Genomic DNA, 20,964 nt, shown 5'->3' with positions numbered 1-20,964 from the left:
TTGCGGCACAAGAAATCCAAAACACACTATCGAGTTCTCAAAGAACACACACCCACCAGCACCAACCAGACAACAACCCGGCCGAACTCCAGCAGACATCTGAAACTATTTTTGTCGATCTCCCCGTCTCCGAGGCGACCTTTCCAGCCTAGCAGACCGGAATCATCCCTGCAAAACGCTCGATTCCAACCCATCCGAAGACGATCTGAACTCTGCGAGGCGCAGGACCGCTACTCTACCCAGACCATCGCGACGAGTGCAACTCGCCGTCTCGGAAGGGGATTTCGCTTGCCAGCGGCGACCCGCTGACCTGGAATAAGTTACACATGCTCTCGCCGAAGTGCCAAATTGCCAGGTCAGCGCATCGCCAACAGGTCAAGAACCGATCTTGGCGCCGGCGAAGGTCTTCTTGCCACGCCTGAGCACCAGCCAACTGCCGAACAGCAGATCGGCGGATGCGGGCTTCCAGTCGGCGTCGGTCACCTTCTGGTTGTTCACGTAGGCGCCGCCCTCGTCGACAGCGCGACGAGCCGCTTTGTTGCTGTCGGCGAGGCCGGACTGGACGAGCAGTTCGACGATCGTCGGTTCGGAGCCGTCCGCGAACTCGGCGACTCCGGTCTCTCGCAGGGCTGCACCCAGTGTTGCCTCGTCGAGGTCGGTCAATTCGGCGCGCCCGAACAGCGCCTTGCTTGCGAGCTCGGCGGCCGCGGTCTGATCGGCACCGTGGATCAGCGTGGTCAGTTCTTGGGCGAGCCGCTTCTGCGCCTCGCGTAGGAACGGCTTCTCCGCGGTGATCTTCTCGAGTTCCTCGATCTCTTCGCGGCTCAGGAAGGTGAACCACTTGAGGAACTTCACGACGTCGGCGTCGGCCGTGTTCACGAAGTACTGGTACCAGGCGTACGGGCTGGTGAGCTCGGGATCGAGCCAGACGCTTCCGCCACCCGTCGACTTCCCGAACTTCTTTCCGTCCGCCGACGTGACGAGCGGAACGGTCAGGGCATGCGCGCTTGCGCCGTCGACCTTGCGGATCAGGTCGACTCCGCCGATGATGTTGCCCCACTGATCGGATCCACCGATCTGGAGCACGCAGCCGTACTTCCTGTTCAGCTGCAGGAAATCGTTGGACTGCAGCAGCAGGTAGCTGAATTCCGTGTAACTGATGCCGTCGGACTCGAGGCGTCGCTTCACGGTCTCGCGCGCCAGCATCACGTTGACCGAGAAGTGCTTGCCGATGTCACGGAGGAACTCGATCGCCGACAGCGACGCCGTCCACTCGTTGTTGTTCACCAGTACCGCGCCGTTGGCGGAATCGTCGATCGTCACGAACCGCTGGAGCTGACCGACGATGGTGTCGGCCCAGTCGGCCACGGTGTCGGCGGAGTTCATGGTGCGTTCGCCGACATCGCGGGGATCACCGATGAGCCCGGTGGCACCGCCGGCGAGGACGACGGGCCGGTGTCCGGCAAGCTGGAACCGACGCAAGGTCAGCAACGGAACCAAATGGCCGGCGTGCAGGCTCGAAGCCGTCGGGTCGAAGCCCGCGTACAGCGAGATCGGCTCGTCCAGCGCCTTGCGCAATGCGTCTTCGTCGGTCGTCTGGCCGATGAGCCCACGCCAGATGAGGTCGTCGAGGATGTTCTGGTCCACGGGTGCTGTCACGATTCCTTCGTGGTGAAGCGCTCGTGCTCCTCATCGGAGACCGAGCGCGCGTCGTCGATCAACATGTTCGGGATGCCCTTGTCGTCGATGGCATAGGCGACTCGAAGGCGCGGGTTATAGAGTTCGTCTCCCGCATCGATCAGTTCGCCCAGGTCCTGGGGGCATACCAGCCGGTCTCGCATGACCGGATTGATGCCCTCGGCGCGTGTTGCCATCAGCTCCCACTCATTTCGTCGATCCAGTCGCACACCGCTGGTCGGCGGCGACGTCTACCGAAGGTCAAGGCTACTCGGCGGACGCGGCTCCGCTGTCCTCGGCGACACCGGTCGGCGTACTCCAGTCGATCGTTGCGGCGGCCGTCGCCGTGTACCGGCGGTAACTTCCGTCCGGACTCCGGTACCAGATCTTGGAGCCCGGCTTCGGAATGCCGCGGGCCGCGATCTTGCTGGTCTTCAGCCGAAACGCCTCTGACAGCGGAATCGAGTCGGCGATCCACACCAGGTGCGGCCGCTGTTCGGCGGGCAACTCCCCCAGGCCGACGCGGATCTGTGTCGGAGTGAGCGACGAGGCCCCCTCGCGCAGCGTCACGACGGCGACGGCGATCTGGCTGCCCGGCTCCCCGACTCCGTAGGCTGCGGACAGCTTCACATCGGAGATCATCGAGAGTGCCTGCTGGATCGGCAGGGTGTACATCGGACCCGCGGCACTGCGCACCACACCGTGTGCCGAGCCCATGTACCAGAGGTCTCCGTCGGCATCGGCCCGGAAGAGGCTGCCGCTGACCTCCCAGCGGTCGTGCGGCCGGAAGACATCGCGCAGCACCAACCCCGCGGCCTCGAACCGTTGACCAGCGTGGGAGACGAGCATGCCGATCTCCCGCGGTCCCGCTTCCCGAATGAACCCGGTGTCGCGGTCGATCTCCATGCGGCCGGTCGACGGATCGTAGGCCGCGACGCGGACCGGATTGGTCTCCGGCAGCGGCCTGCCCATCGAACCGATCTTGTTGTCGTCGACGTTGGCCAGGATCGCGGAGCCGTCGGCCGAGGCGAAGAACTCCAGCACCCGAGCGTTCGGCAGCGTCTCACGCAGACGGGTCCACTGACCTGCCGAGATGCCTGATCCCATGAACAGTCGCACCGAACCGAGACGGCTCGCGTCGAACTCGGGAGCGTCCATGATCTCGGCGAGCATGTTCCAGGTGTACGAGACGACCGTGACCCCGTAGCGGCGGACTTCGCGGGCGAACCGAGCCGGGTCCATGCCGGTGGAGAGTGCGATCCGAGACCGTCCCGCGGCGGTGGCGCCGAGCGTGGTGAGCAGGCCGGAGGCGTGATGCAACGGCGGCAGGCAGTAGACGGTGTCGCGGTTCGACAACCCGGCCGCGGCGGCCGCGCCCAATGCCGACATCGCGAACCTGTGGTTCGTGATGGCCCAGCGATTGAGTCGCCCCTGCGTCTCAGTGAAGACGACGAAGGCGAGGTCGCCTGCCAGGCCGGGATCCGGGCGGTACCACGCGGGCTGACGAACCCGACTCGGATCGATCTTCTCCATGTCGACGATGTGCTCGCCGTCGGCCCGCTCGATGACGCGCGCGTCGCCGCTGCCGCCGCCGAGCACCAGGACCCGATCGCACACGGCTGCGGCGCCGTCGAGATGATCTGGGTCGGCGACGATGACCCGCGTGTCGGCCATCGCGAGCATCTCCGACAGCGAGTCGCCCGAGGACAGCAGGACCGCGACCGCCCCGAGTCGCGAGAGCGCGGCGATGGTCACCAGCGCCGACGGGCGCGGATCCATCATCACGCCCACATGGACTCCCGGACGGATGCCGCTCTCGATCAGACCGAGGACGACGTTGTCGATTCGGGTGTTGACCTGAGCGTGGGTGAGGATCCGGTCCTCGAAGAGGAACAGCTCGTCGTGCGGGGTGCGCCGGGCGTTCTCGCTCATCAGCTTGCCGAGCGAGACCCGCGTGGACGGCTGGATCTGTCCCAGGCGGAAGAGGCGGGGAACGGTGCGGACCGATTCGGTCGCGACGGCCCGCGTGGTGCGCTGCAAGGAGTTCACCGCGTCGACGAACTCCTTCGAGACCGCGGTGCCTGCGCCCGCCACCTGTCCGACTCCGTAGGTCAGGCGATCGGTCCAATTGATTCCGGTGCCCGATTCGGTGCGATCGGTCCGCATCGGCGCGATGTTCTCCGGCTCATCGGCGCTGCCTTCGCGCCATCGGATCCATTCGCCGACGGTCGGCCAGGTGAGTCGTCCCGCGGTGGAACCGACGACCAGACCGAAGTGTCCGACGGGCAGCGCCGACTCGTAGACGTCGGCGAGCGGTGCCGCCCGCACGATGCCGCGGACCGCGAGCGGCTGGCCGATGTCGTCGGTCTCACCGACGAAGGCGAGCACGGGGCAGGTGATCTCGGTCATCGACACCACGTCGCCGTCGATGACGAACCCGCCGGACATCATGCGGTTGTGCACCACGAACTGGCGGAGCAGTTCGGCGACGGCGGGCCCCGACCAGGCGACCCACCCCTCCTGCTCGATGAAACGCCGCTGGTCCTCGCGTGGGAGGAGCGCGTCGCGGTCGTGGAGTTTGCGCAGGAAGTCGATGCGGCTCTTGGCCGTCTTCACCGGATCGGCCAGCTGGAAGCCGGTGCGGGCGAGCCAACTCGGGATCCAGAGCCGATTGAATACGTTGTCGGCGACGAACTCGGCACCGGGCACGACGAGGTTGGCAGGCAGCCCCAGCGGCAGTGCCGCGAGGACGTCGACCGGACTGCCGAAGGTCACCACGCTGGCCAGACCGGCCGACCGTCGATAGGCCGCGGTCTGGTACGCGAACATGCCGCCCTGCGAGTAGCCGCCCAGATGGACGTCACGCCCGGTGACCGACCGAACCAGATCGATGACGCGACTGATCGCGACGACGTGGTCGGTGAGAGTCCGCTCCATGCCGCCCTCTTCGTGATCCGGCGACCCGAAGTCGACGACCCACGGGATCACCCCGTGCCGATGCAGCACCGACACGGCGCCGTTCTGCTGCGTGACGTCGTAGACGTTGGCCGAGACCATCATCGGCGGAATCAAGATCACGTTCGGGCAGCCGTCGCCCGGGTCGTCCGGGAAGTACCGACGGAGCCGGTACATCTTCTCGGTCTCGACGACCTTGTAGGGCGTGGGCTCGGTCCCGGTGTCGAGACCTCCCATGCGGAGGACTTCGAGTCCGTTCTGCGCCGTCGCGACGATCCGTCCGACCGCCCCGCCGACGTCTGGCAAGCCTCTCACAGTGACAACTCCCATCCCGCGTCTACCCCTGCGCCCGCCGATCGATTCCGAACCCCACAAGCACGCGAGCAGTTTACTCGTGGGTACAGACAATCATCTCAGCGAGTGGCCTGCGACACACGGGTGTGGCGATATCGGCTCGACGTCCGCTCGTACTCACCGAGACGCCCCAGCCCACGCCCCCTAGCGAGCCAGGGCGGAGCGCAGGTCGGCGATGGTTCCGGTCGCCACGGCGATCTGTCGCTGCACCTGGGTCGACGCGGTGCCGCCGAGCGCGTTCCGCGACTCGATGGATCCGGTGACGCTGAGCACCCCGCGGACCTGCGGAGTCAGCGCCGGGTTGATCGCGGCCATCGTCTCATCGTCGAGGTCGGCGAGGCCGACGCCCCGCTGCTCGGCCTCACGGACGCAGGCGCCTGCCACCTCGTGCGCAACACGGAACGGAACCCCTTGCCGGACCAGCCATTCCGCGATATCCGTGGCAAGCGTGAAGCCTGCGGGCGCCAGCTCGGCCATCCGTTCCGGGTGGAACACCAGGGTGCCGACCAGTCCGGTCATCGCCGGCAGCAGCAGCTCGAGCTGCGCCACCGAGTCGAAGACCGGCTCCTTGTCCTCCTGCAGATCGCGGTTGTACGCCAGTGGCTGCGCCTTGAGCGTCGCGAGGAGACCGGTGAGGTTGCCGATGAGGCGCCCCGCCTTGCCGCGCGCGAGTTCCGCGACATCCGGATTCTTCTTCTGCGGCATGATCGAGCTCCCGGTCGACCACGCGTCGGCGAGCGTCACGTAGTTGTACTCGGGAGTGCTCCACAGGATCACGTCCTCCCCGAGACGCGACATGTCGACGGCGGTCATCGCGAAGACGAAGGCGGCTTCGGCGGCGAAGTCACGCGAACTGGTGGCGTCGATCGAGTTGTCTGCGGCGCTGTCGAATCCGAGGTCGGCGGCAATCGCTTCGGGGTCCAGCCCGAGCGACGAACCGGCGAGCGCGCCCGAACCGTACGGCGAGACCGCGACCCGACGGTCCGCGTCGACCAGACGTGCGACGTCGCGCAACAGGGGCTGCGCGTGCGCCAGCAGGGTGTGTCCGAGAAGAACCGGCTGGGCCGCCTGCAGGTGCGTCTTGCCCGGCATCACGACGCCGGGGTTGGCTGCGGCCTGAGCCACCAGCGCCTCGGCGAGATCCAGCACGCCGGAACCCACCCGGCGCATCGCATCGCGCAACCACATCCGGAACAGCGTCGCGACCTGGTCGTTGCGCGACCGGCCCGCGCGGAGGCGCCCGCCGACCTCCGGGCCGACCCGCTCGATGAGTCCGCGTTCCAACGCGCCGTGGACGTCCTCATCGGACTCGGCGGGCCCGAACGTGCCGTCAGCGACGTCGGCCGCCAACTGATCCAGACCCGCCTGCATCGTCGCAGCGTCGTCCTCGGTGAGCAGACCGGCCTTCGCCAACACGCGGGCATGCGCCTGGGAGGCCTGAATGTCGAACGGCGCCAACGCCCAGTCGAAGTGCGTTGACTTGCTCAGGGCCGCCATGGCGGCCGCGGGACCGTCAGCGAATCGCCCGCCCCAGAGCGCGCCCTCGTTGGTTCCCTCGTGGGCGTCGGTGTTCGGTGCGGTGTTGTCGGCAGTCGCCATGAGGGTGGTACTCCTCGGTGTGGTGATGTGGGTGGTTGGGGATATCAGTGGTGCGCAGTCACACGAGACCTTCGATCCGGGCGGCCAGGTCGGCGCCGGTCAGCGGTCTGCGCGCGAGCACGAAGATCGTGTCGTCGCCGGCGATGGTGCCGACGACACCGGGCAGCCGCGCACGGTCGAGCGCGCTCGCCAGATAGCCTGCCGCGCCGGGCGGGGTGCGCAGGACCGCCATGTCGCCCGACGCATCGGTCGAGACCAGCAGTTCGGAGACCAGCCGCGCGACGCGGTCGGTGCCGCCGGAGACCCCGCGGACCGGTGTGCCGTCCTCGGGCACCACGTACACCCCGACACCCCCGTCGGCAGCGCGCAGTTTCACGGCGCCGAGCTCGTCGAGGTCGCGCGAGATGGTGGCCTGGGTCGCCTCGACGCCGACCTTGGCCAACTTCTGCTGCAGTTCGCTCTGACTGCGAACCTGCTCGGCGGCGAGGATCTCAATGATCCGCGAGTGCCGTCCGGCGCGTGTCGCGGCGAGTCGGGACGACTCCGAACGGTCGGTGTCGTCCGCGGCTGACCCCGCGTGGCTCACGCCCGCTCCATGAGCCAGGCGAGCAACGCCTTCTGCGCGTGCAACCGATTCTCGGCCTCGTCGAACACGACGCTCGCCGGGCCGTCGATCACCTCATCGGTGATCTCCTCGCCGCGGTGCGCCGGGAGGCAGTGCAGCACGATCGCATCGTCGGCGGCGTGCCCCAGGAGTTCGCTGTTGATCTGGTACGGCCGGAACGGTCCGACGCGGTCCAGCCCGTCGGACTCCTGTCCCATCGACGTCCAGGTGTCGGTGACGAGGACATCGGCGCCGGTCGCGGCCGCCACCGGATCGGCGATCAACTCGACACTGCCTCCGGTCTCGGCAGCCCGGCGCTGCGTCGCCGCCACGACCTCCGGATCCGGTTGGAACTCGACCGGACCGCTCACTCGCACGTGCATACCCGCGGTGACGCCGCCCAGCATCAGCGAGTGGGCCATGTTGTTCGCGGCGTCGCCGAAATAGGTCATCGTGAGGCCCGCGGCCTTGCCTTTGCGTTCGATGATCGTCTGCAGGTCGGCGAGGATCTGGCACGGATGAAACGAATCGGACAGCGCGTTGACCACCGGCACCGTCGAGTACGCGGCGACCGCTTCGAGCCGATCCTGACCGAAGGTGCGCCACACGATCGCGTCGACGAAGCGCGAGAGGACCCGGCCGGTGTCGGCGAACGACTCGTCGCGCCCCATCTGGGTGTTGGCGCCGTCGACGACCACCGCGTGCCCGCCGAGCTGACTGATGCCCACCTCGAACGAGAACCGCGTGCGGGTGGAGTTCTTGTCGAAGATGACGCCGACGGCGCGCGGACCCTCGAGCGGCCGGAACGCGAAGCGATCGCGCTTCATCTCGGCGGCGAGCGCCAGCACTTCGGCCTGCTCGGCGGGAGTCAGGTCGTCGTCGCGCAGGAAGTGCCGGACGGAGCCGGTGGTGGTGGTTTCGCTCATGAGTGGGCCCTTCTAGGTCTGTGCGGCGTCGAGCATGGCGGGCAGGTCGGCGACGAAGCGTGCGGCCTGGTCCTCGGTGAGGACGAGCGGCGGAGCCAACCGGATCACATTCGCCGCGGGTGCGTTGATCAGGTATCCGGCGTCGCGCGCTGCGGTCTCCGCCCCCTTCGCGATGTCGTCGGTGAGGACCACGCCGAGCAGCAGGCCGTCGCCGCGGACCCCGGCGATCTGCGGATGTCCGAGCTCTTCGATTCCGCTCGCCAGCGCCTTCCCCACGTGCTCGACGTGCGCGAGGAGATCGTGGTCGTCGATGTACTTGAGCACCGCGAGCGCGGCCGCCGCGCACACGGGGTTTCCACCGAAGGTGGTGCCGTGCGCCCCCGGCTCGAACAGGTCGGCGGCCGGACCGGTCGCGAGGCAGGCACCGATGGGCATGCCGCCGCCGAGCCCCTTGGCGAGGGTCATGACGTCGGGGACGATGCCCGCGCGCTGATGCGCGAACATCCATCCCGTGCGCGCGATGCCGGTCTGCACCTCGTCGAGGATCAGCAGTGCCCCGTGTTCGGCGGTGATCGCACGTGCGGCGACCAGGTAATCCGCGGGCGGGACGATCACGCCCTTCTCGCCCTGGATCGGCTCCAGGATCACCGCCGCCGTCTTCTCGGAGACGGCGGCGCGCAACGCGTCGACGTCGCCGTAGGGAACGAAGTCGACGCCGCCGGGCATCGGTTCGAACGGTTCGCGCTTACCGGGCTGCCCGGTCATCGCCAGTGATCCCATGGTCCGTCCGTGGAACCCGCCGTCGGCGGCGATGATCTGCGGACGTCCGGTGAGGCGGGCCAGCTTGAACGCCGCCTCGTTGGCCTCGGTTCCCGAGTTGCACAGGAAGACGCGCGAGGAGTGGCCGAACGCGCTCTGCAGCCGTTCCGCGAGTTCCACCACCGGCGGCGAGACGTACAGGTTCGACACGTGGCCGAGGGTCGACACCTGGGTCGTGATCGCTTCGACGATCGCCGGGTTGGCGTGGCCGAGTGCGTTCACGGCGATGCCGCCCAGCAGATCCAGGTACTCGCGGCCGTCCGCGTCGTAGACGACCGCGCCGTCGCCGCGAACCAGCGCGATCGGCGGGGTGCCGTAATTGTTCATGAGTGCGGCGTTCCACCGCTGTTGCAAGGGTGCGGTCATGACCGTGCTCCCGTCAGTCGTCGGCGACGACGGTGGTGCCCGACGTCGCAGAGGTGAGTAGTGCCGCGACCACCGAGTGCGGTGCGCGGCCATCGATGACGTGGGCGGCGCCGACGCCCTCCTGGACTGCCCGCATACAGGCCTCCATCTTGGGCACCATTCCCGCGTCGAGGCTGGGCAGCAGGCGCTCCACCTCGGATGCGGTGATGCGGGCGACCAGCGACGACCGATCGGGCCAGTCGGTGTAGAGCCCTTCGACGTCGGTGAGCATCACCAGGTGCTCGGCACCGAGTGCGGCGGCGATGGCTCCGGCCGCGGTGTCGGCGTTGATGTTGTGGACCTGGCCCGCAGCGTCGGGAGCGATGGTCGAGACCACCGGAATGCGGCCGGCCGCGATCAGGTCGTCGACGGCCGAGGTGTTCACGGTGCTGATGTCGCCGACGAGGCCGATGTCGACCTGTTCGCCGTCGACCAACGCCGTCCGGCGGGTGGCGGTGAACAGGTGCGCGTCCTCGCCGGTGATGCCGACCGCGTACGGTCCGTGTGCGTTGATCAGCCCGACCAGTTCCCGTCCCACCTGCCCGAACAGGACCATCCGGACCACGTCCATCACCTCGGGGGTGGTGACGCGGAATCCGCCGCGGAACTCGCCGTCGAGGCCGAGGCGAGACAGCATCGCCGAGATCTGCGGGCCGCCGCCGTGCACGACGATCGGGTGGATGCCGCACGCACGCAACAGCACCACGTCGGCGGCGAAGGCCTTCTTGAGGTCGTCGTCGATCATGGCGTTGCCGCCGTATTTGACGACGACGCGTTTGCCGTGGAGCGCGGCCAGGGCCGGCAGTGATTCAGCGAGGACGGCGGCCTTCTGCAGCGCGTCGAGTCCAGTGATGTCCGTCATGACGAGTAGGCCGAGTTCTCTTCCACGTAAGCGTGCGACAGGTCGGTGGTGCGGACGGTGGCTTCGGCGTCGCCGAGGCCGAGGTCCGCGACCACCTCGATGCGGTCGCCCGACAGGTCGACCTCACGTGCACCGGGCACGCCGGTTCCGTTCTCACAGATCGGGGAACCGTTGAACGACACGGTGATCCGATCCGGGTCGATGGTCACCGGACTGGCACCGATGGCGGCGAGGACCCGGCCCCAGTTGGGGTCGGAACCGAACAGCGCGGTCTTGACCAGCGAGTCGCGTGCCACTCCGCGTGCGATGACGAGCGCGTCGTCTTCTGTGACCGCGCCGGTGACGGTGATCGCGATGCGCTTGGTGACGCCTTCGGCGTCGTTCTGCAGCTGTCCCGCCAAGTCGTCGCAGACCGCGTAGACGGCGGCGTCGAGCTCGGCCTGCGGCACCTCGATCTGGCTGGCGCCCGACGACAGCAGCAGCACCGTGTCGTTGGTCGAGATGGAACCGTCGACGTCGAGCCGATCGAACGTCCGGGCGGTGGCGCGGCGCAGCGCGAGATCGATCGACTCCGCACTGACCTTCGCATCGGTGGTCAGCACCACGAGCATCGTTGCGAGCGACGGCGCGAGCATGCCTGCACCCTTCGCCATGCCGCCGACGTTCCAACCGCCGGTATGGTGCAGCGCCACCTGTTTCGGGATGGTGTCGGTGGTCATGATCGCGTAGGCGGCGTCGGTCCCGCCTTCGATGCCGCCGCCCATCTCGTGAACGATCTCGGTGACGCCCGCGAGGACCTTGTCCATCGGGAGGCGTTCACCGATGAGGCCGGTGGAGCAGACGGCGACCTCGACGGCGCCGGTGTCGGTGCCCCAGTTGGAGAGGGTCGACGCGACGGCTTCGGCGGTCGCATGCGTGTCCTGGAACCCCGCGGACCCGGTGCAGGCGTTGGCACCGCCCGAGTTGAGGATGACCGCCCGTAGCGACCGGTTCTCGATCACCTTCTGCGTCCACAGCACCGGCGCGGCCTTCACCTGGTTGCGCGTGAACACCGCCGACGCACCGAGATCGGGCCCCTCGTTGAGGACCAACGCCAGGTCGGGGTTGCCGGTGGCTTTGATCCCCGCGGCGATGCCGGCCGCGCGGAATCCCAGCGGTGCGGTGACGCCTTGGCGACGAGTCATCCGCGATCCGATGAGGAGGTCGATGTCGGGCACCGGGATGCTGTCGGCGGCATCCGGTCCAGGAGTCTGCGTCATGGTCTGGTCCTTCGGGGAGTCCGCCGGCGCGGATGACTGGATGGGTGCGTCGCTCACGGTGCCACGCCGACCGTCGGGAGGCCTTCGCCCTCGCCCCACCCGAGAGCGAGGTTCATCGACTGGACGGCCGCGCCGCCGGTGCCCTTGGTGAGGTTGTCGACGGCGCCGATGGCCACGAACGTCCCCGACCGCTCGTCGACGGAGAGCCCGATCGACACCATGTTGGTGCCGACCACCGAGCCCGTCTCCGGGAACTCGTCCTGAGGCAGGAGAGTGACGAACGCCTCGCCGTCGTACGCCTTCTGATACGCCGCGCGGATCTCGTCGATCGACGCCGAGGTCCGGGCCGTGCACGTCGCGAGGATGCCTCGCGTAGTCGGCACGAGGACCGGGGTGAACGAGACGCCGACCGGCATGTCCGCGGCACGCGAAAGCGCCTGGGTGATCTCCGGCGTGTGCCGATGGGTGCCGCCGACACCGTAAGCGCGGACGGAGCCCAGCACCTCGGCCGCGAGCAGGTTGACCTTCGGCGACCGACCGGCGCCCGAGGCGCCGGACATCGCGACGATGGTGACAGCCGGTTCCACAAGGCCGGCCGCCAGCGCGGGCAGCAGGGTCAGGATCGAGACTGTCGGGTAGCAGCCGGGCACCGCGATGCGGGTCGCACCGGCGACGACCTCACGATTGCCCGGGAGTTCCGGCATGCCGTACGGCCAGGTGCCCGCGTGGTCGCCGCCGTAGTAGGCGGTCCACTCGGCGGCGTCGTCGAGTCGGAAGTCGGCCCCGCAGTCGATGATCAGGGTGGTCGGCGGCAGTGCGTCCGCGATCACCGCCGACTGACCGTGCGGCAGACCGAGGAAGACGACGTCGTGCCCGGCCAAGACCTCGACGGTGGTGTCCTGCAAGATGCGGTCGGCCAGCGGGAACAAGTTGCGATGATGCTCGCCCAGTCGTGATCCGGCGTTGGATCCCGCCGTCAACGCGCCGATCTCGAGTTCTCCGGAGAGTGTTCGCGGGTGCCCGCAGAGGAGTCGAAGAATCTCGCCGCCCGCGTAGCCGCTCGCACCGGCGACGGCAACCTTGATAGTCATATGATCATTATGCACTAGCGCGCAAATTAATTCATAGCTGTGGTCATCATTGTTGCGGTCATCGTCGCTGTGGTCATCATTGTTGCGATCATCCCCGTTCGCCGTGCAACGTGAGCACGGTGATCTCGGGCGGTGCGAATACGCGCACCGGCGGACCCCATGCGCCCGTCCCACGCGTCACGTACACCGGCACCCCGTCCACGTCGCCCCACCCCGCGGTCACCGGGCTCGTCAGCGCCACCAGATAGGTGTTGGGCCACATCTGGCCGTCGTGCGTATGCCCCGAGAGCTGAACGTCGGGTGCGTACTGCGCCGCGTCCCGCGCTTGAACGGGCTGATGTGCGACGAACACCACCGGTCGATCCGCGACGCGCCCGCCGAGCGCCTTCTCGTAGTCGGGGCTGAACGGATCCGGCGCGGTCTTGTCGTAGACGCCTGCGAGATCGATGACGCCCGGGCCGCGGCGGAGCTCCACGCGTTCGTTGCGCAACGTCGTGATGCCGAGGGTCTCCCAGAAATCCAGCCACGAACCCCCGTCGTCGGCGTAGTACTCGTGATTGCCGCTGACGGCGAAGACGCCCAACGGGGCACGCAGATCCCGCAGCGGCTCCAGGTCCCGGCCCACATGCGCCACCGTGCCGTCGGTGAGGTCGCCGCCGAGAATCACCACGTCGGGCCGCTGCGCGTTCACGTCGTCCACCACCGAACGGACGAAGTCGACACCGCGTGCCGGACCGGCGTGCACATCCGTCACCAGGACGACGCGGGCTCCGTCGAACTCGTCGGGCAGGTTCGTGATCGCGACCGACTGGGCCACCACTCGCGGCGACGACGCCTCCACCAGGCCGTAGCCGACGGCGGCGACCGAGCCCACGACCATCGCGGCGGTGGCGACCGCGGTCGCTCGCCTCCCGAGGTGTCGCCCGGCGTCCCGTCGACGCAGTCGCACCACGCCCCGAGCGAGGAGCCGCACGAGCCCGATCAACAGCGTCCCGAGCATCAGGTAGTAGACGACGGCCGCCCAGGTGAAGCCCACGGCGCCGATGGGGCGCGCCCACGACGGATCCAGCGGTCCACCGACCGCGAATGCGCCGATCATCGAGAGCCCGAGCACCACGAGCACGGTGTTCGCGGCGACGGCCCACCGCCCGGTGAGTCCGGGCAGACGAACCAGTCGCCGATGCAGCCAGAAGGTCAGCAGCGCCACCGCGACGCCCGTGACGAGGAGGCGGATCACCGCAGTCGGGCTCCCACCGCGTCGGCGGCGTGAGCGACGGCGGCCAGTTTGGCCTCCGAGCCCTCGTCTTCGGTCAGGGTGCGATCCGGCGCACGGAACGTGAGCGCGAACGTCAACGACTTGTTGCCCTCGCCCACCTGCTCTCCGGCGAACACGTCGAAGAGTGCGATGGACTCCAGCAGATCACCGGCGCCCGCCACGAGCGCATCCTGGACGTCCTGGGCCGCAACGGTCGACGCGACCACCACGTTGACGTCCTGCAGCACCGCCGGGAACGGCGAGACCTTCGGCGACGGCAGGTTCTCGCGCAACGGCAGTGCGTCGACGTCGATCTCGACGGCGCACAGTCGCTTCGGGAGACCGGCTCGCTCCAGGACCGCCGGGTGCAGTTCTCCGGCGTGGCCCACGACGACGCCGTCGACCTCGAGGCGAGCGCACCGGCCGGGATGCCAGGGCAGCAGATCATCGGCGACCAGAGTCAGCTGCACACCGGAGGCCTCACCGATCTGACGAGCCGCCTCGAACGCGTCGTAAGCGTCGGCGGCACGACCGCCGCCCAGCGGACCGGACTGCTCACGCAGACCGGTCAGGAGCACGCCGACGTGCAACGGCTGTGCGGGCAGCGATGCGTCGAGCGCCGCCAGCTCGTCTACGGACGGCCGGCGGGTCACGTCGAGCGCGGGAACCGTCGGACCCAGATCTCCGCCGAGCACCACCTGGCCGATGGCGTACAGCGCGAGGTCGCGTTGGCCGCGCGCGATGTTCCGCGCTGCCATCTCCATCAGGCCGGGCAGGAGCGTCGAGTTGAGTTCCGGCCGGTCCGCCTCGAGCGGATTCAGGACCGAGAGGGTCTGTCGACGCCGATCGTCGGCGGGCAGCCCCCAGGTGTCGAAGACGCCGGCGGGCAGGAACGGGTACGGCAGCACCTCGACGTACCCGTCGGCGGCGAGCCGGGCGCCGATCGCACGTCGGCGACGCTGCGCGGCGGTCAGCCCGGTGCCGCCCGGAGCCCGCGGAACGACCGCCGGAATGTCCTCGAGTCCCTCCAGCCGCAGCACCTCTTCGACGAGGTCGGCGCGCTGACGAAGGTCCGGTCGCCACGTCGGTGGCGTCACGGTCAACGCGTCGGTGCCCGAGACCTCGCAACCGACCTCGCGCAGGCGTGCCGCGGTGGTCCCCGCGGGGTAGTCGACGCCCGCAGTGCGGTCGGGCAGAGCCGGATCGATCTCGATGGCGGGCAGCGGAGCCACGTCGACCGACGCGTCGGCGAGCGCACCCGCCACCTTGCCGCCCGCGAACTCGGTGAGGAGCGCGGCGGCCCGGTCGGAGGCGACCGCGGTGATCGCCGGGTCGACGATGCGCTCGAAGCGCTTGGCGGCCTCCGACGACAGCTTGTGCCGCTTACCGGAGCGGAACACGCGGACCTGATCGAAGGTCGCCGACTCCAGCAGGATGGTGGTCGTCGCATCCGTCACCTCGGTGGCGGCGCCGCCCATCACACCGGCGAGCGCGATCGGTCCGCTGTCGTCGGCGATGACGATGTCCTCGGGGTCGAGCGTGCGGGTCACACCGTCGAGGGTCTCGAGCATCTCCCCCGGCCGAGCGGCACGCACCCGGACGGTGCCGGTCACCTTGTCGGCGTCGAAGGCGTGCAGCGGCTGACCGAGCTCGATCATCACGTAGTTGGTGATGTCGACGATCGCCGAGATGGGGCGGATGCCCGCCACCATCAGGCGTTTGGCGATCCACCAGGGCGACGGTGCCGTCGCGTCGACGCCGTCGATGATGCGCACGGTGTAGCGGGTGGCCTTGCTGTCGTCGTCGATCGCGACCGGCCACGGCTCCCGGTCGAGGGTTGCGGCGAGCGGTTCACCGGCGAGCCCGGCGTCGACATACGGAACCGCGAACGCGCTGGCGAGCTCGCGGCCGAGTCCGCGCATCGAGAACGCGTAACCGCGATCCGGCGTCACGTTGACGTCGATCGCGGCATCGACGAGTCCGAGCACCTCGCGCGCATCGGCCCCGGGCTCGGCGGTCCCCGGCGCGAGCACCAGGATGCCGGAGTGGTCGTTGCCGATCCCCAACTCGGTGACCGAGCAGATCATGCCGTCAGACGTCTTGCCGTAGGTCTTGCGCGTGGCGATCGCGAAGTCGCCGGGCAGGACCACGCCCGGCAGTGCGACGACGACCAGGTCGCCGACGCCGAAGTTGCGTGCACCGCAGACGATGTCGCGCGGGGCGTCTTCACCGACCTCGACCTGGCAGAACCGGATGGGCTTTTTGAACTCGGTGAGTTCCTCGATCGCCGCGACCCGACCGATCACCAGCGGTCCGGTGATCTCCGGGAACGGATCGACGTCCTCGATCTCGAAACCGACGCGGACGAAGCCCGCATCGATCTCGGCTGTCGACGCGGACCAGTCCGGGTTCCCCTTGCGCAGGACCTCGGTCAGCCAAGACTGTGGGAGACGCACTTGTTCACCAACTACTTTCGTGTCGTCGCTGCGGCGATCGCGGTCGCCGGAAGAATGGTTGTCGAGCCGATCACGTCAGAGCGCGGGACCGAACGGGCGGGTGAAGCGGACGTCGCCCTCGACCATGTCGCGCATGTCGGGGAGGTCGTTGCGGAACTGCAGGGTCCGTTCCAAGCCCATGCCGAACGCGAATCCCGTGTACACCTCGGGATCGATGCCGCTGGATCGCAGGACGTGCGGGTTCACCATCCCGCAGCCGCCCCACTCCACCCAGCCTGCGCCGCCCTTCTTGCCGGGGAACCAGACGTCCACCTCGGCCGACGGTTCGGTGAACGGGAAGTAGCTGGCCCGCATTCGGGTGGTGGTCTCGGGACCGAAGAGCGCCTTCGCGAGCACTTCGAGGGTGCCGCGCAGATTGGCGAGCGTCAGGCCCTTGTCGACGGCGAGTCCCTCGATCTGATGGAAGACCGGAGTGTGCGTCGCATCGAGTTCGTCGGTCCGGAACGTGCGGCCGGGGCACGCCACGTAGATCGGCACCTCCCGGCTGAGCATGGAGCGCACCTGGACCGGCGAGGTGTGCGTGCGCAGGACCAGCCGCGAGTCGGCATCGTCTCCGTCGGTGTCCGACGGGTGCTGCGGTGCGATGTAGAACGTGTCCTGCATCGAGCGCGCGGGGTGATCCGGAAGAAAGTTGAGGGCGTCGAAGTTGTGGTGCTCGGTCTCGACCTCGGGACCTTCGGCGATCTCCCATCCCATGCCGACGAACACGTCGGCGATCTGCTCGCCGATCACCGTGATCGGGTGGCGTGCACCGCGACTGCGACGATTCGACGGCAGCGTGACGTCGATCGACTCGGCGACGAGGACGGCGGCGTCGCGCTCGGCGGTCAGGGTCTCGGTGCGGGCGTCGAGCGCCGCCTGAACCCTGCCGCGGACCTCGTTGACGAGCTTGCCCGCCGCAGATCGCTGATCCTTGGGAATGCTGCCCAGTGCCCGCCGGGCGAGCGCGATCGGCGAACGGTCGCCGAAGTACGCTGCTTTCGCCTGAGCCAGTGCATCGAGGTCGGCGGCGGCATCGAACGCGGCGACCGCGTCGGCGACTGCCGCATCCAACTCGGCACTGGTGGGGAATTCGTTGACAGCAGTGTCGTCAGCCACCGGGCTCGCATCTCCTATTGCCTATAAGCGTGCAAAGAACTCCCGTCAAGGGTAGTCGAAATGCTCCCCCACCTTGACGTCAGGCCGACCGTGCCCACCGGCGGTCCGTCATGAAGTGTTCACTGCCCGTCGTTCAGGTGAAAGACCAAGAACGGTGAATGGCGGTTGTCATGCGATAAGTTCATCGGAACATCGGTTCCGGCGCGCGATTCGCCGGATTGTGAGGGAGGACGCTCATGCCGGCGCAACCAGGAAGCCATATCGCGGGTTACCGAGTCATCTCACTGCTCGGATCCGGAGGCATGGGTGACGTTTACGTCGTCGAGAACGAATCGCTGAAGCGGCAAGAAGCGATGAAGGTGATCTCTGTCGGCGGGGCGTCGAACGACGACTTCCAGCAGCGCTTCACCAATGAGGCCCGGACGGCGGCGTCGCTCGACCATCCCAGCATCATCACCGTCCACGGTTACGGCGTCTCCGACATCGGGCCGTGGTTCACCATGAGCTACATCAAGGGACACGACCTCGCGACCGAGCACTTGAGTCCGGCCGACTCGGTGACCGTCGTGGAGCAGGTGGCAAGCGGTCTCGACTACGCCCATGCCCGCACGGTGGTCCACCGCGACATCAAACCCGCGAACATCGTCGTGACCAAGAACGACGACGGCGGCGTCGACCGCGCGGTGATGCTCGACTTCGGCATCGCCAAGCTCGCCGACTCGCCGCAGCTCACCGCGGTGAATTCAGTGGTCGGCACCGCCGCGTACACCGCGCCGGAGATCATCAGCGGCCAGGCGGCGTCGGGCAAGTCCGATCAGTACTCCCTGGCGTGCACGGCCTATCAGATGTTCGCGGGAACCGCGCCGTTCAAGGCGGAGACCACGACGGCGCTGATGATGGCTCACGTTCAGCAGCCGCCGCCCGCGCTCGGTCAGGTGCGGCCAGACCTCGCACCGCTGGGCCCGGTGCTGCAGCGCGCCATGGCCAAGGATCCCAACGCGCGGTATGCGAACTGTCGTGCGTTCGCCGACGACCTGCGGCGTGCTCTCGGCCAGACGCAGGCGGGCACCGCGACGTCGATCGCCGGCTCACCGATTCCGTCGGGCCACACCCCGGCGCCGGCCTCAGGAATGACGTCGGCCCCGGGGATGGCGCCGCCGTCGCACCCCGGAGTCTCGAACCCGGGTATGACCGGCCCCGGCATGACCGGACCGGGCATGGCTGCTCCGGCCATGACGCCTCCGCCGAACTACGGCTCGCAGCCGGGCATGACCCCGCCTCCCCCGCCGTATTCCGGTCAGCCGTCCCAGCCGGGCATGAACATCCCGCCCGGCATGCCGGGCGCGTACGCGTCCGGCCCCGGCATGCCGCAGCCTGCGTGGGGCGCCCCGCAGCCGAAGAAGAGCAAGAAGGGGCTGTGGATCGGGCTCGCCGCGGCAGTCGTCGCGCTCATCGCGATCGCCGGGACCGCCATCGCGCTCTGGCCCAAGGGCGACGACGGCCCACCGCCGATCGCGCATCCCGACATGCAGTTGATCACGCAGTCCGGCACGTCGTGCGCCGTCAAGGACAAGGAGCTGTTCTGCTGGGGCAGCAACAGCGTCGGCCAGGTGGGCGACGGCAGCACCACGGATCGGAAGACGCCGGTCAAGGTGCCCGGTCTCACCGACGTCAGCGCCGTCGACATCGGCTCGTACCGCGCGAAGTCGGATAAGTACCTGACGACCACCTGCGCCGTCGCCGAGGGCGACGTGTACTGCTGGGGCTCGAACTACTACAGCCAGGTCGGCGATCGCTCGGAGACCGAACGGCACGCTCCCGCGAAGGTGTCGGGACTGCCGAAGGTGACCGCCGTGGTCACCGACTACGGCAGCACCTGCGCCATCACCGAGGAGAAGGAACTGTACTGCTGGGGCAACGGCGAGGTGGGCCAGCTCGGCACCGGCAACACCGCGACGCGTGTCCCGGAGCCCGCCAAGATCAATGACCTGACCGGCGTCAAGTCGGTCGACGGCGGCGGCGGTGCGTTCTGCGCCGTCGACGGCTCCGACGAACTCTACTGCTGGGGCTCCAACTTCTCGGGTCAGCTCGGCGACGGCACCACGCAGCAGCGGAACACCCCGGTGAAGGTGCAGAGTCTGACGGGTGTCACGTCCGCGTCGCTCGGCACCGCGTACGACACCGACAACAAGCGACTGAAGGTCACCACCTGCGCCGTCGCCGAAGGCACGGTGCACTGCTGGGGCGCGCAGTCGTCGCTCCTGTCGAGTCAGACCACCTCACCGGTGGCGACGACCGGAATCGAGAACGCCGCCCAGGTGTCCGTCGGCGTCGAGACCGCGTGCGCCGTCACCGAGGGCAAGATCTGGTGCTGGGGCAACAACCGCTACGGCCAGACCGGAAACGGAAGCGAGTCCGACAGTGCCGTCTCCGCACCCACGGTGGTCTCGTCGTTGACCGACGTCTCCTGGGTCACGACCGGTGCCAGCACCACGTGCGCGGGCGTTGCGCAGAACAACGAGGTCTACTGCTGGGGCGCATCATGGGCGGGCCAGATCGGCAACGCCGGTGCGGCGAGCGAGAAGCAGCTGGAGCCGATGAAGGTCAGCTTCACGTAAGCGACTGAGCCCGGAAGGCGGGCCTACGCCGTGCGCCCGCGGCGACCGATCGGCACGACCATCGGGGTTCCGCTGATGGGATCGGTCACGATCTGCGACGCGAGACCGAAGGACGCTTGCAGGAGGTCCGGCGTGAGGACGTCGGCGGGCGTCCCCTCGGCGACGATGCGGCCGTCCCGCATCACGATCAGCGCGTCGCTGTACCGGGCGGCGAGGTTGAGGTCGTGCAGCACCATCACCACCGTCTTGCCGTGTTCGGTCCGCAACTCGTCGACCAGGTCCAGTACGTCGACGGCGTGCGCGAGGTCGAGGTACGTGGTCGGCTCGTCGAGCAGGATCAGATCCGTCTGCTGGGCCAGGGTCATCGCGATCCAGACGCGCTGCTGTTGACCTCCGGAGAGCGAGTCGACCGCGCGGTCGGCCAGTTCCGTGGTGGACGTCAACTCCATCGCCTGCGCCACGGCCTTCTCGTCCTCCGACGACCACTGCCGATACCAGGACTGGTGCGGGTGCCTGCCGCGCGAGACGAGGTCGGACACGGTCAGGCCGTCCGGCGCCACCGGGTTCTGCGGCAACAGCCCGAGGGTGCGAGCGACGTGTTTGGGTTTGCTGTCGGCGATGTCGGCCCCGTCGAGCAGGACCCGCCCGGTCGACGGGGTCAGGAGCCGGGACAGTGTGCGCAGCAGTGTCGACTTTCCACAACCGTTGGGGCCGACGATCGTGGTCACGCGACCGGTCGGCAGCTCAACGTCGAGGTCGGCGATGATCGTCGTGCCGTCGTACCCGACGGACAGTCGTTCCGCGGCGAGTCGCGTGGCGACTGCGTCCGGGGAGGTCGTCGGGAGATCATCAGTCTGCGTCGAAATGGTCACCCGACGATAGTAGCGTTACCTAATTTCGGTTAGCCACACCTGATTAGTGTCGGC

15 protein-coding genes are annotated in these 20,964 nt (G+C 68.3%); 1 reads left to right on the top strand and 14 read right to left on the bottom strand.

Translation table 11 applies throughout. From position 1 onward, the window contains the following. Window positions 1-375: 375 nt before the first annotated feature. The 13 genes from tyrS to pheS all read right to left on the bottom strand — a co-directional run bounded on the left by tyrS (window position 376) and on the right by pheS (window position 17,420). On the bottom strand, window positions 376-1,659 hold the full coding sequence (gene tyrS / locus GH2_RS03620; protein WP_066163152.1) for a tyrosine--tRNA ligase: 1,284 nt from the start codon (window positions 1,657-1,659) through the stop codon (window positions 376-378). Continuing rightward, window positions 1,656-1,874 carry a Trm112 family protein gene (locus GH2_RS03615; RefSeq protein ID WP_066163150.1) on the bottom strand — a complete coding sequence of 73 codons (219 nt, stop codon included), beginning with the start codon at window positions 1,872-1,874 and terminating at the stop codon, window positions 1,656-1,658. The genes tyrS and GH2_RS03615 overlap by 4 nt, the downstream gene beginning before the upstream one ends. A 70-nt stretch (window positions 1,875-1,944) precedes the next feature. Continuing rightward, complete coding sequence (locus tag GH2_RS03610; RefSeq protein WP_084247282.1) at window positions 1,945-4,947, bottom strand: AMP-binding protein; 3,003 nt, start codon at window positions 4,945-4,947, stop codon at window positions 1,945-1,947. Between the two features lie 183 nt (window positions 4,948-5,130). Next, a complete protein-coding gene (gene argH, locus GH2_RS03605) occupies window positions 5,131-6,585 on the bottom strand; it encodes an argininosuccinate lyase (protein WP_066163148.1) in 1,455 nt (484 codons plus the stop codon). A 58-nt stretch (window positions 6,586-6,643) separates the two neighbouring features. Continuing rightward, window positions 6,644-7,171 (bottom strand): arginine repressor, encoded by a 528-nt coding sequence (locus GH2_RS03600; protein ID WP_066163146.1) that lies wholly within the window; start codon window positions 7,169-7,171, stop codon window positions 6,644-6,646. Beyond that, complete coding sequence (gene argF, locus GH2_RS03595; protein WP_066163143.1) at window positions 7,168-8,115, bottom strand: ornithine carbamoyltransferase; 948 nt, start codon at window positions 8,113-8,115, stop codon at window positions 7,168-7,170. Before argF ends, GH2_RS03600 begins: the two co-directional genes overlap by 4 nt. Window positions 8,116-8,127: 12 nt before the next feature. Further along, window positions 8,128-9,300 (bottom strand): acetylornithine transaminase, encoded by a 1,173-nt coding sequence (locus GH2_RS03590; protein ID WP_066163141.1) that lies wholly within the window; start codon window positions 9,298-9,300, stop codon window positions 8,128-8,130. A 13-nt stretch (window positions 9,301-9,313) separates the two neighbouring features. Continuing rightward, complete coding sequence (gene argB, locus GH2_RS03585; protein WP_066163138.1) at window positions 9,314-10,201, bottom strand: acetylglutamate kinase; 888 nt, start codon at window positions 10,199-10,201, stop codon at window positions 9,314-9,316. Continuing rightward, window positions 10,198-11,460 (bottom strand): bifunctional glutamate N-acetyltransferase/amino-acid acetyltransferase ArgJ, encoded by a 1,263-nt coding sequence (argJ, locus tag GH2_RS03580; protein ID WP_157085976.1) that lies wholly within the window; start codon window positions 11,458-11,460, stop codon window positions 10,198-10,200. Before argJ ends, argB begins: the two co-directional genes overlap by 4 nt. A gap of 53 nt (window positions 11,461-11,513) precedes the next feature. Continuing rightward, window positions 11,514-12,551: an N-acetyl-gamma-glutamyl-phosphate reductase gene (gene argC / locus GH2_RS03575; protein WP_066163136.1), complete on the bottom strand. Its 1,038-nt coding sequence runs from the start codon at window positions 12,549-12,551 to the stop codon at window positions 11,514-11,516. Between the two features lie 88 nt (window positions 12,552-12,639). Continuing rightward, window positions 12,640-13,788: a metallophosphoesterase gene (locus GH2_RS03570; RefSeq protein ID WP_066163134.1), complete on the bottom strand. Its 1,149-nt coding sequence runs from the start codon at window positions 13,786-13,788 to the stop codon at window positions 12,640-12,642. Then, a complete protein-coding gene (pheT, locus tag GH2_RS03565; RefSeq protein WP_066163133.1) occupies window positions 13,785-16,262 on the bottom strand; it encodes a phenylalanine--tRNA ligase subunit beta in 2,478 nt (825 codons plus the stop codon). Before pheT ends, GH2_RS03570 begins: the two co-directional genes overlap by 4 nt. Window positions 16,263-16,337: 75 nt before the next feature. Then, window positions 16,338-17,420 carry a phenylalanine--tRNA ligase subunit alpha gene (gene pheS / locus GH2_RS03560; RefSeq protein ID WP_066163132.1) on the bottom strand — a complete coding sequence of 361 codons (1,083 nt, stop codon included), beginning with the start codon at window positions 17,418-17,420 and terminating at the stop codon, window positions 16,338-16,340. A gap of 236 nt (window positions 17,421-17,656) precedes the next feature. Between pheS and GH2_RS03555 the strand changes: the two genes are divergently transcribed. Further along, window positions 17,657-20,038, top strand: a complete 2,382-nt coding sequence (locus tag GH2_RS03555) for a protein kinase domain-containing protein (protein WP_066163130.1) — start codon at window positions 17,657-17,659, stop codon at window positions 20,036-20,038. 23 nt (window positions 20,039-20,061) lie between these two features. On the opposite strand, the gene GH2_RS03550 is transcribed toward GH2_RS03555, so the two are convergent. Then, window positions 20,062-20,910, bottom strand: a complete 849-nt coding sequence (locus GH2_RS03550; RefSeq protein WP_066163128.1) for an ABC transporter ATP-binding protein — start codon at window positions 20,908-20,910, stop codon at window positions 20,062-20,064. Window positions 20,911-20,964: the final 54 nt, after the last annotated feature.

Origin of the sequence: Gordonia hydrophobica NBRC 16057 (assembly GCF_001592365.1) — a bacterium.
Taxonomy (GTDB): domain Bacteria; phylum Actinomycetota; class Actinomycetes; order Mycobacteriales; family Mycobacteriaceae; genus Gordonia; species Gordonia hydrophobica.
Note: the sequence above shows the minus strand (reverse complement) of the source record. Positions and strands in the feature narration are given on the sequence as shown.